The organism is Ectobacillus funiculus (assembly GCF_004138295.1).
Classification (GTDB): Bacteria; Bacillota; Bacilli; order Bacillales; family Bacillaceae_G; genus Ectobacillus; species Ectobacillus funiculus.
In genome coordinates this window covers 45,740-56,405 of record NZ_SCFM01000045.1, presented here as the reverse complement: position 1 = coordinate 56,405, position 10,666 = coordinate 45,740, and the positions used below count along the sequence as shown (strand labels likewise).

The following is a 10,666-nucleotide window of genomic DNA, read 5'->3' as shown; positions in this document are numbered from 1 at the left end:
TGTTTTGTTCAGTTTTCAAAGAACTTGTCCATCGCTCAAAGGCGACTTTCATACTATATCATTTCACGCTATCCATGTCAACAATCTTTTTTAATTCATTCCAGATTGTTTTGCTCTCAGCGACGGATATTAATATATCAATTAATTCATTCGAATGCAATAGTTTTTTATTATTTTTTATTTTCGAGAGCTGCATAATTCTATCATATAAAGAAAGCTCGCCGATTGGCAAGCTCTGCCTTTAGGCGAAGCAGAGGTGTTGTTGTACTTATAGTTTATTCCTAACATTTCTCACTACGTCGAATGGTCTTCTAACTAGAAATTTATACTCTCTTAAAGAGTAAATATTAATAGGGGGATGCATATACATCAAAACATATATCCCTCGCTTACTTTTCCATAAACCTCTGCCCCTCATCCCTTATTTGTCCGCAGGAGTATTAAGGTGCTGTAACACTTTTGTAAAAGAGCCATTTCCTTTCTGGGAACGTAGTACAATTTTACTTATTCGCCACTCAGTCCCCCTTCGGCAGGTTGGCGCGCTCCATAAAAGGAACAACCTGATCGGATCAATTAAAAAAACCCGCAGATTGGCAAGCCCTGCCCTTAGGCGAAGACAAAGGCTTAGTTGCACTTATACTTTGTTCCTAAAATTTCTCACCACGTCGAATGGTCTTCCAGCTAGAAATTTGTACTTTCTTAAAGTGTAAAAAGTACTTAATAACGTTACATCCAAAATAGAAGAAGCGAGGTGTTCTTGATGAATGGAATATCGAAGCAAGAAAAAAGCTGGATTTTCTACGATTGGGCAAATTCAGCTTACTCCCTCATTATCACAACAGCTATCTTCCCCATATACTTTAAGGCAGCAGCAAAGAACGCAGGGGTAACGGCTGCAAACTCGACTGCATATTGGGGATACGCCAATTCAATTGCTACGTTGCTTGTATCAATTCTCGCTCCTATATTAGGAACAATTGCTGACTATCGTCATTTTAAGAAAAGGTTCTTCACCTTCTTCTTTTTCTTAGGAATAATCTTTACAACACTGCTGGCAATCATCCCTGGAAAGCAGTGGATTGTGCTGCTGATTTGTTATATGTGTGCCGTGATCGGCTTTGCAGGAGCTAATATTTTCTACGATGCATTTCTCGTTGACGTAACGAGTGAAGAACGGATGAATCGAATTTCCGCTAGAGGGTTTGCAATGGGCTATATCGGGAGCACAATTCCATTTATTTTATCCATCGCCCTCATTATTCTGGCACAGAAAGGCGTACTCCCGTTAAGCGTTACTATTGCAAGTCAAGCTGCATTTGCTATTACCGCGCTCTGGTGGGGATTGTTCACTATTCCCATGCTAAAAAATGTGGAACAGCGTCATTATATCGCGCAAGAGCCAAATCCAATTATAAATAGCTTTAGACGATTATTTGGAACCTTTCGGAATATAAAGCAGCAGCAGCCCCTCTTTCTTTTCCTGCTCGCTTATTTCTTTTATATTGACGGTTTGGATACAATCATTACAATGTCCACCGCATACGGAACAGACCTAGGGATCAGCTCTACAAATCTATTAATTATTCTATTCGTCACACAGGTTGTTGCTTGTCCGTTTGCATTATTATATGGAAGGCTTGCAGAAAGGTTTAATACAAAAATAATGCTATATGTCGGCATTATCATGTATATAATCATTTGCATCTATGCATATTTTCTTAAAACAACATTAGACTTTTGGATTCTTGCTATGCTTGTTGCTACCTCTCAGGGCGGCATCCAAGCGTTAAGCCGCGCTTACTTTGCTCGTCTTGTTCCGAAAGAAGCAGCAAATGAATTTTTCGGTTTTTATAATATTTGCGGAAAATTCGCAGCTATTATCGGCCCTGCACTTGTTGGTGTGACAGCACAAATGACTGGAAATACAAACAGCGGCGTATTCAGTTTAGTGGTACTGTTTATCCTAGGGGGACTATTACTGGTACGTGTACCAGAGCGAGCGGCAGCTTCTCATGAAGAACATATATGACTCCGATTGGCGAGCCCTGCTCTTGGGAGAAGACAGAGGCGTGGCCCTACTTATACTGTATTCCTAAAATTTCTCACTACGTCGAGTTGGCTTCCAGCTAGAAATTTATACTTTCTTTACAGCGCAAATCAAACAGCCCCTTTCATTTCTAAGAGGTGAAAGGGGCTGTTTGTCCTGTCGTTGCTTTAGTTATCAAGGGCAAATAACTTTCTATTATGCTATGTTATCCAAATTATTCAGCCTTCAGTTTCCAAACTACGCTTTGGAAATCGCCGTGTACTGTTGCAGGAATAGCTAAGCCGCTATACATCAACTCATCTCCCCCGTGAACCTCCGCATTATCCAACGTATAGTTCGCATCAGGATTTAGTCCTTTTAAAGGAAGAACCGATAAAGGAGCGTTCGCCTCAGCCAATACTCGATAATAGAATACTAAGGCTTCTGTTTTATCTTCAGAAACAAACATCCATGCTGTTTCATTTCCTGCAAATGGGCTGCATAAGCGGTAGAAGTCTCCAAACTGAATCAATTGACGATTTTCCTTATAAAAAAGAACCTGCTTTGTAATCTCTTCCTTCTCCTGATCCGTTAGCTTTGTTAAATCAAGCTCATATCCGAAGTTTCCGCTCATCGCAACGTCCCCGCGCATCTTAAGGGATGTCTCGCGGTGCACCTGGTGATTCGGAACAGCTGATACGTGAGATCCCATGGAGCTAATTGGGTATACAAGGCTAGTGCCATACTGAATTTTCAGACGAGATATTGCATCTGTGTTGTCGCTCGTCCATGTTTGCGGCATATAATGCAGGATGCCTGGATCAAATCGTCCGCCGCCGCCTGAGCAGCTTTCAAATAACACATGAGGAAAGGCTGCTGTAATTTCTTCCATCACTCGGTATAAACCAAGCATATAACGATGTGCTGTTTCCCGCTGACGCTCAGGCGGAAGAGCTGCCGAACCGATTTCTGTCATATGGCGGTTCATATCCCACTTCACATACGTAATCGGAGCACTAGCTAGAATCGCACATACACGCTTAATAATTTCATCACATACTTCTGGGCGGGAATAATCAAGAACCAACTGGTTACGGCTTTCTGAGCGCGGGCGATTCGGAACATGCAAGCACCAATCCGGATGCTCGCGGTATAAATCGCTGTCCACCGAGATCATTTCCGGCTCAAACCATAAGCCAAACTGCATATCTAGGTTCCGAACACGCTCCGCTAAATCATCAAGTCCCTCTGGAAGCTTGTCACGATCCACAAACCAATCGCCAAGGGAAGTTGTATCATTATCTCTTTTCCCAAACCAACCATCATCTAAGACAAACAACTCAATTCCTAATTCGCTTCCAACCTTTGCAATATCTTCAATTTTATCGGCGTTGAAGTCAAAATACGTCGCTTCCCAGTTATTAATTAAAATTGGCCGTTCTTTATCACGGAACGAACCGCGTGCCAAACGAGTTCTATATAAATCATGGAAGGTTTTAGACATCTCACTAAAGCCATTCGCCGCATATACCATAACAACCTCTGGACACTGGAAGCTTTCACCCGATTCTAGTTTCCAACTGAAGTCAAACGAGTTAATCCCCATTGAGACACGAGTATTATGAAATTGATCAACTTCTGCTTGAGCAATAAAGTTCCCGCTGTACACAAAGTTAAAAGCGTATACTTCTCCGTGGTCCTCTGTTGTATCTTTGCTTACTAATGCTAGAAATGGATTCTGTTGATGACTGCTCGCTCCGCGGCGGCTCTCAACAGATTGCATGCCTACTCTTAATGGATGGCGCTCTACATAGCGCTCTCTCCCCCAAGCACCAGAGAGGTGAACAAAATCAAAATTATCTGTACGAAAATCTACGTTTGCGCTTAACGCACTTAATAGCTTTAGGTTCTCGTTTCCTTTATTTTGATATGATACCGAACGTGTAATTACGTTTCTCTCCTCATAGACTGTGTAGGAAAGGGTAACGATTAAGTCTGTAAGCTCATCCTTCATTTCCACTTCTAGAGTGCTCGCTTCTTCATCTTGTTCTGTATATGTTGCCGGCAGGCCAGGTAGGGATGGCTTCCCATGAACAATCCGGTGAGATTGATAACGCAAATCCGTTACCGTCGTACCATTTTCTAACTGCACTTGATAAGCTGGTACCCGAAAATCTGTTGCCCCATAGCTTGGGTATTCCTGCGGCAGCGTATCAAGAGAGAATGTTCGATCCTTAGAAGGAGATGGATTCCCTGAGAATGCTCGATCTAGGAATTGAAGTGCATTCGTTCCAGAAAAATTCCGAATCTTTCTTCCCCAGTATAAATGAACAAGGTATCCTGACCTCACTTGCATTACATAACTCGTATTACCTGCTTGCAAATGAAATGTTTGTGTAGCTGAATCAAATTGTATCCCCATAAGATAACCCACCTTTTCTCTAAATGTTTCTAAATCAAAATCAATCCTATTTCACAGCTCCTCTTGTCACTCCGCTGATAATCCATTTTTGTGCAATGATATACACAATCACCATAGGAGACAACGCTAATAAATACGAAGCAAATGCCAGGTTGTAGTCAGTTCCAAATTCAGATTGGAACACATATTGTACGAGCGGTAGCGTCATTTGCGACTCATCGTTCAACAAAATGAGCGGCAGCAAAAAGTCATTCCAAGCCCATAAGCATGTCAAAATCGCCACCGTTGCATTCATAGGAGCAAGCAGCGGGAAAATCACCTTCCAGAATACACCCCACGTGCTGCAGCCATCCACAATCGCAGCTTCCTCAAGCTCTCTTGGAATCGAACGAATATAACCTACATATAAAAAGATATTAAAAGCAATTCCATATACCACATATAGGAAAATCAATCCGTTTGGATTATCCATCCCAAATGTCGACGTTTGTTTGACAATCGGAAGCATAATAATAGGAAATGGAATAAAAAGCGCACTTACAAAGTAGTAATACAAAACCTTAAAGAACTTTTTATCCATATTTCGGGCAATGGCATAAGCAACCATTGAATTTGTTAAGATCGTAAAAATAACAGTAATTGCAGTAATGTACACACTGTTCCCAAATGCGTGAAAGAAATTGGTCGCTTTAATCGCATTCGTAAAGTTTTCCCAATGTAATGCTTTCGGAAACGAAAGAACAGATTGGGCAGTTTCAGATGGTGACTTGATGGCAATCATAACCGCGATATACAACGGGAACAAAATCACTAAGGATCCGAGAGCAATCAATGTAGTTACAGGCCAATTTACGCGTTTGCTCATTACATATCCACCTCTCGTTTTTGTAAAAATCTAATTTGTAATACAGAGATCACTACAATGATGATGAAATATACAACAGAGTTCGCGGACTGATACGCAAATTCCCCACCTGAGAATCCACCCTTATAGATCAGCAGCGAAATTGACTCTGTAGCACGTCCAGGTCCTCCATTCGTTAAAGCAACAATTTGATCGAAGACCATTAAGAAGTTTTTCATAGCTAAAACCATATTGATTGTAAAGAAAGGTGCAATCATCGGGAACGTGATATGCCAAAATTCCTGCCATTTATTTGCACCATCTAAACCAGAAGCTTCATACAATTCAGACGGTACAGTTTGCAAGCCTGAAAGATAAAGAATTGTGTTCATTGCGCAAGCCTGCCATACTGCTACGATTACAACACCAACCCATGCCCAGTGTTCATTTCCTAAAATATTTGTGGAAAACAATGCAATCCCAAGCTTTTTCCCTAACTCTGGTACAACATTGGCAAATAAGTAGTTAAAAATAAAACCAACGATAAGCATACTTAAAACGTTCGGGAGAAAATACACACCACGGAAAAAGTTTTTATACTTAATTTTAGCGTTCAGCCCCATCGCAATCAGCAAACTAATCACGTTTACTAAAATAGTAGCCAAAACGGCAAACTTAAACGTAAATAAATACGAGTTCAGAACGTTGACATCCTTAAATAAACTCAAGTAATTTTTTAAACCAACAAAGTCATACCTTAAGCTAAGACCATCCCAGTTTGTAAAGGAATAATAAATCCCTTGCAGAGCCGGATACGTATGGAAGATTGCAAATAAGAGCACCGCTGGGACTGCCATAATATAATACGCAAGGTGGCCTTGCTTTAGCTTTTTCCTTTTAGGCACAACAGAAGACTCTGTGTTCTCAGTGGTTAATTTACCCACATTGTTCATGCGATTACCTCCTTATATAATAGGGAGAGGGAAACTGAAATTTCTCTCGATTCCCCCTCAACCATTCATCTATTTACGGCCTTGTACCTTTTTCCATTCAGTATCCAACTTGTTTAAGAGGTCATTTGTATTTTTATTTTGTGTAAACTCTTGAAGAACTTTGTCAAAGCCTACAGCACTTGGGATATAGTGATCTGGGAAGTCTACAAGCGCACCCTTCGCAATGCTATCGTTCAAGCCTTCAAGACTCGTATCTTTCTGCTCTACTCCCTTCACAGCGGAGAAAGCTTTTTGATCGTCAATATATGCTTTTGCAGTTTCTTGCGTTAAAAGGAAGTCGATAAACTTTTGTGCTTCTTTCGCATGCTTTGTTTGGCTGGATAAACCTAAAAGCAAGTCCACACCAGAAACAACCTTTGTTTCATTTGGATTGTTTGTTACAGGATATGGGAATACTCCTAAATCAATATTCGGGTTCGCTTTTTTGATTTCTGAGATTGCCCAAATACCTTGCAGGTACATAGCGGCTTCACCTTTTGCAAACGCTACGTTTCCATCGTTATAAGCTTTGCCCATCATATCTTTATGGCCATACTGCAGCAACTCTGCAAATTTATTTGCCGCTGTTTTATATCCTTGCGTGAAAGTTGTCTTGCCTGCGCTTAAATTTTTAAAGAAGTCTGGTCCTTGTGTATTCGCAGCAAGCACGTTGAATGCCGGAAGGGTAGTCCAAGAATCTTTAAATGTGAAATAGAATGGGATTTTCCCTGCATCTTGAACCTTCTTCGCTACACCAATGAACTCATCCCAAGTTTTTGGCACTTCCAGTCCTAGCTCCTTGAAGATTGCCTTGTTGTAAATAACAGCGTCAGCATTCGTTGCATATGGAATTCCATACACCTTATCTGAAGCGGTTACATCTTTTAGCATCTGTACATAGGACGGTTGAACTTGATCTAATCGCTTATCCTTCGTAACATCTGTAAATACTCCCGCTTTTGAGAGATCAGCAAAAACGTTATCTGCACCGATACCCATAATGTCTGGAATATCGCGTTTAGCAACACGTGTTTTTAAAACTGTTGTAGCATCCGGTGGATTGGAAACAACTACATCAATATTTGGGTTTTCTTTCTCAAACTTCTTAGCTAGCTCTTGGAATGTTCCCTTAGCTTCTGATTTATACTCAAAAAATTCAATTTTCACCTTACCATCGGAGGAAGCAGTATTGTCTGACTTGCCGCATCCGCTAAGGGCAGCGATTGATAAAGCTCCAGTGATTACTAACGGTATTACCTTTTTCATTACGTAAACCCCCTAATAATGTATAATTTTTATATATAAAATTATTGCTAACAAAAAGTGTTTCATTCGATACAAGGGGAGCTAGGTTCCCCCTGTATATTTAATTTAACAACTTTCTCGGACTATCAGTTTTGTAGGGAGCACAACCTTAACCGGAATTTGTCGCCCCTTCAGCCGACTCAATAACGTATCCACAGCAAGAGCTCCCATTTCATCTGTATGCACCTTTACACTTGATAAAGGCGGATTAAGAAAGGCTGCGGCTTCGATATCATCAAAACTTATCAGCGCCATTTCTTCCGGAACCTTTATACCAGCTTCATGAAGAGCACGCATGGCTCCAATCGCCATCGGATCACTTGCCACTACAAACGCTGAAGGACGATTCCCCTTATCTAAAGCCTCTTTCATTAGTTCATATCCTCCAGCCGAAGTCCATTCACCAATAAAAGTATATTCAGTATTATATAACCCCTTCTCTTTCGTGATTCTTTGAAAGGTCTTCTCCCGTGTATCCTCCATACGGTATACCTCTCCATTCAGCCGTTTTACCATCTCTTTTCCGCCGATATACCCGATACGTTCATGTCCTGCAGCAAACAATTGATGCAGCACCCCTTCTGTAGCTCTCTCATAATCAGAGATTACAGAATCAAATCGATCCTCATCGGGAGAACTGTTCACAAACACAACATTTGTGTTTTGAAGGTAAAATGGATTTCCTTCAGCTATATCAATACTGCCTATTACAATCAAACCGTCCATCTCTTGAAAATTACTATAGATTGTTTCTTCGTTAATTCTGATTACCGATGATATGTTGAGCCCAATCTGCTCACAACGCCTCTCTATCCCTTGGCGGATGGAGAGAAAATATGGATCATTTACCTCATCCTGCGGCGTTAAGGCTATAACTAGTCCAATTTGAAAGGTACGTTTTTCTTCCTTTGCTGCCTTCCCGCTTGATCTTCTTTTGGAAGGCTTATAATCTAACTGCTGTGCAACTTCCAATACTCTTTGACGTGTGTCATCGGAAACAGAAAGGGTTTGATCGTAATTTAATATGCGAGACACTGCTGCAGTAGATACATTTGCTTCGCGTGCTATATCCTTTATTGTCGCCATCAACTACTGATCCTCTCTTTCTTACAAATCTTATATGTTAGAAATTAGTAAAATTCATTTTCCATTAACTAAAGTTAACTAAATCCCTGATAACAATATACCAGTTAATGAAAGCTCTTTCAATATATTTATTACTAAATTTTAAGTAAATTTATAATTAAATCAATAAAACCCCATTAATTCTAGACTTTCCTTATTAAAATAACCTGATTTCCCCCTTTATGTTTTTACTAAAAACAAGTAAACACCCCATATTTTTCTTTTTCATCTTATTAAAACTTTAAACATACCCTCTCTATCATCTCCTTCCATTACTTAGTTTAGTAAAACTTTTATTAAATTCCCAGCCAAACTTCAGGTATTCTCAACATTAAATTAGTTGAATGTAAAGATTTATAAGATATTAGATAACTTTGCTCGAGCAAACAAATAAACCTCTCCGTTTTGCTAAGAGAGGTTTATTTCACTGCGGGAAATTTTAAAAATACAGTGTAAGTCTTCGTCTAACAGCTCACTAATCAGCAAATTTTCTTTCTTAATTGAAAAATGGACACACGTTCTAGACGAAATCTCTTATATAGCTAACCTTTTTTAAACAGCTATTACGAGTTTGGAGACGCTTATTTAATTAGCTCAAGCGCCCCTACCAATGTTTTTAAAAGGAACTGTAGATCCTCCTCTTTAACATTTAGCGGCGGGGACAATGTTAACACATTATTATAACCCGCTACCGTTACACCATTTTTACCAATAATCAAGCCATTTTCCTTACATGCTGAGATTACTTTATTTACAAGGTTTACATCCAGCGGTGCCTTTGAAGCCTGATCCCGGACGAGCTCAATCCCAATTAATAAACCTTTCCCTCGTACATCACCGACAAGCGGATGATTCTTTAGTGCTTCCTTTAATTCTCTAAGTAACTGAGCACCAATTGTACGAGAGCGCTCAACTAAATTTTCCCGTTCCATAATCTCCAAGTTTTTTAATGCAAGCGCACATGCTGCTGGACTGCCTCCGAATGTATTAATATGCCGGAAAAAATCGTATTCCTCGGTTCCGCTAAATGCTTCGTAAATTTCACGTTTTACAGCTGTTGCCGAAAGCGGCAAATATGCGCTCGTAAGTCCTTTTGCCATTGTAATAATATCCGGCTTTACGCCATAGTTCCTAAAACCAAACGGCTGACCCGTTCTCCCAAAGCCGCAAATAACCTCATCTACAATGAACAAAGCCCCGTGCTTTTCACATACCTCCTTAACACCTCTCATATAGCTGTCCGGTGGAATGAGAATACCGCCCCCTGTAATGATAGGTTCCATAATAACCGCTGCAATCGTCTCACTTAATTCCCACGTCATCACGTTATCAATCGCTTTAACGGATTCCATCTCACAAAGCTCTTTTCCATCCTCATTACTGCGATAACTGTCCGGCGGTGCAACATGAAGAAATCCTGGTGCAAGGGGCTCATACTTATATTTCCGCTGCGCTTGGCCCGTTGCTGCCAACGCCCCCATGGAATTGCCATGGTACGCACGATAACGAGATACGATTTTATAGCGTGTATGCTCACCCTTTTGCTGATGATATTGACGCGCAATTTTAAATGCAGTTTCATTTGCTTCTGACCCGCTATTGGAGAAAAAGATAACATACTCATCTCCAAGCCATTCATTTAATTTTTCTGCAAGCTTAATAGCAGGTACGTGACTTTGTGTAAGTGGAAAATACGCGAGTGACTTCAGCTGTTCATACGCCGCATCTGCAAGCTCCTCCCGTCCATACCCAACATTCACACACCAAAGGCCTGCCATTGCATCTAAATACCGCTTCCCTGTATGATCCGTAACCCACGCCCCTTCCGCCTTCTCCACAACCATTGTCGCATCAGGGTTATACGGCTTCATGGAATGCCAAAGATATTGTGAGTCCTTTGCCAAAATATCGTATCCTTGATTCATTTGCACCATCATCATGACCTCTCCTTC

At 40.6% G+C, this 10,666-nt stretch carries 7 protein-coding genes; 1 reads left to right on the top strand and 6 read right to left on the bottom strand.

Annotation, left to right across the window (positions count from 1 at the left end; translation table 11 throughout):
* Positions 1 to 760 precede the first annotated feature (760 nt).
* Entirely contained in the window at positions 761 to 2,029 is a 1,269-nt protein-coding gene (locus EP737_RS20830; RefSeq protein ID WP_129730585.1) for an MFS transporter, read from the top strand.
* 232 nt (positions 2,030 to 2,261) lie between these two features.
* Here EP737_RS20830 and EP737_RS20825 read toward each other — a convergent pair whose 3' ends face one another.
* From EP737_RS20825 to EP737_RS20800, 6 genes are all read right to left on the bottom strand, one after another.
* Positions 2,262 to 4,448: an alpha-galactosidase gene (locus tag EP737_RS20825; protein WP_129730583.1), complete on the bottom strand. Its 2,187-nt coding sequence runs from the start codon at positions 4,446 to 4,448 to the stop codon at positions 2,262 to 2,264.
* 46 nt (positions 4,449 to 4,494) lie between these two features.
* Positions 4,495 to 5,313: a carbohydrate ABC transporter permease gene (locus EP737_RS20820; protein WP_129730581.1), complete on the bottom strand. Its 819-nt coding sequence runs from the start codon at positions 5,311 to 5,313 to the stop codon at positions 4,495 to 4,497.
* Positions 5,313 to 6,149 (bottom strand): carbohydrate ABC transporter permease, encoded by an 837-nt coding sequence (locus EP737_RS20815; RefSeq protein WP_246040330.1) that lies wholly within the window; start codon positions 6,147 to 6,149, stop codon positions 5,313 to 5,315. The genes EP737_RS20820 and EP737_RS20815 overlap by 1 nt, the downstream gene beginning before the upstream one ends.
* 165 nt (positions 6,150 to 6,314) lie before the next feature.
* Entirely contained in the window at positions 6,315 to 7,550 is a 1,236-nt protein-coding gene (locus tag EP737_RS20810; protein ID WP_129730577.1) for an ABC transporter substrate-binding protein, read from the bottom strand.
* Positions 7,551 to 7,655: 105 nt separating this feature from the next.
* Positions 7,656 to 8,675, bottom strand: a complete 1,020-nt coding sequence (locus EP737_RS20805; RefSeq protein ID WP_246040329.1) for a LacI family DNA-binding transcriptional regulator — start codon at positions 8,673 to 8,675, stop codon at positions 7,656 to 7,658.
* A 620-nt stretch (positions 8,676 to 9,295) separates the two neighbouring features.
* On the bottom strand, positions 9,296 to 10,648 hold the full coding sequence (locus tag EP737_RS20800) for an aspartate aminotransferase family protein (protein ID WP_129730595.1): 1,353 nt from the start codon (positions 10,646 to 10,648) through the stop codon (positions 9,296 to 9,298).
* Positions 10,649 to 10,666: the final 18 nt, after the last annotated feature.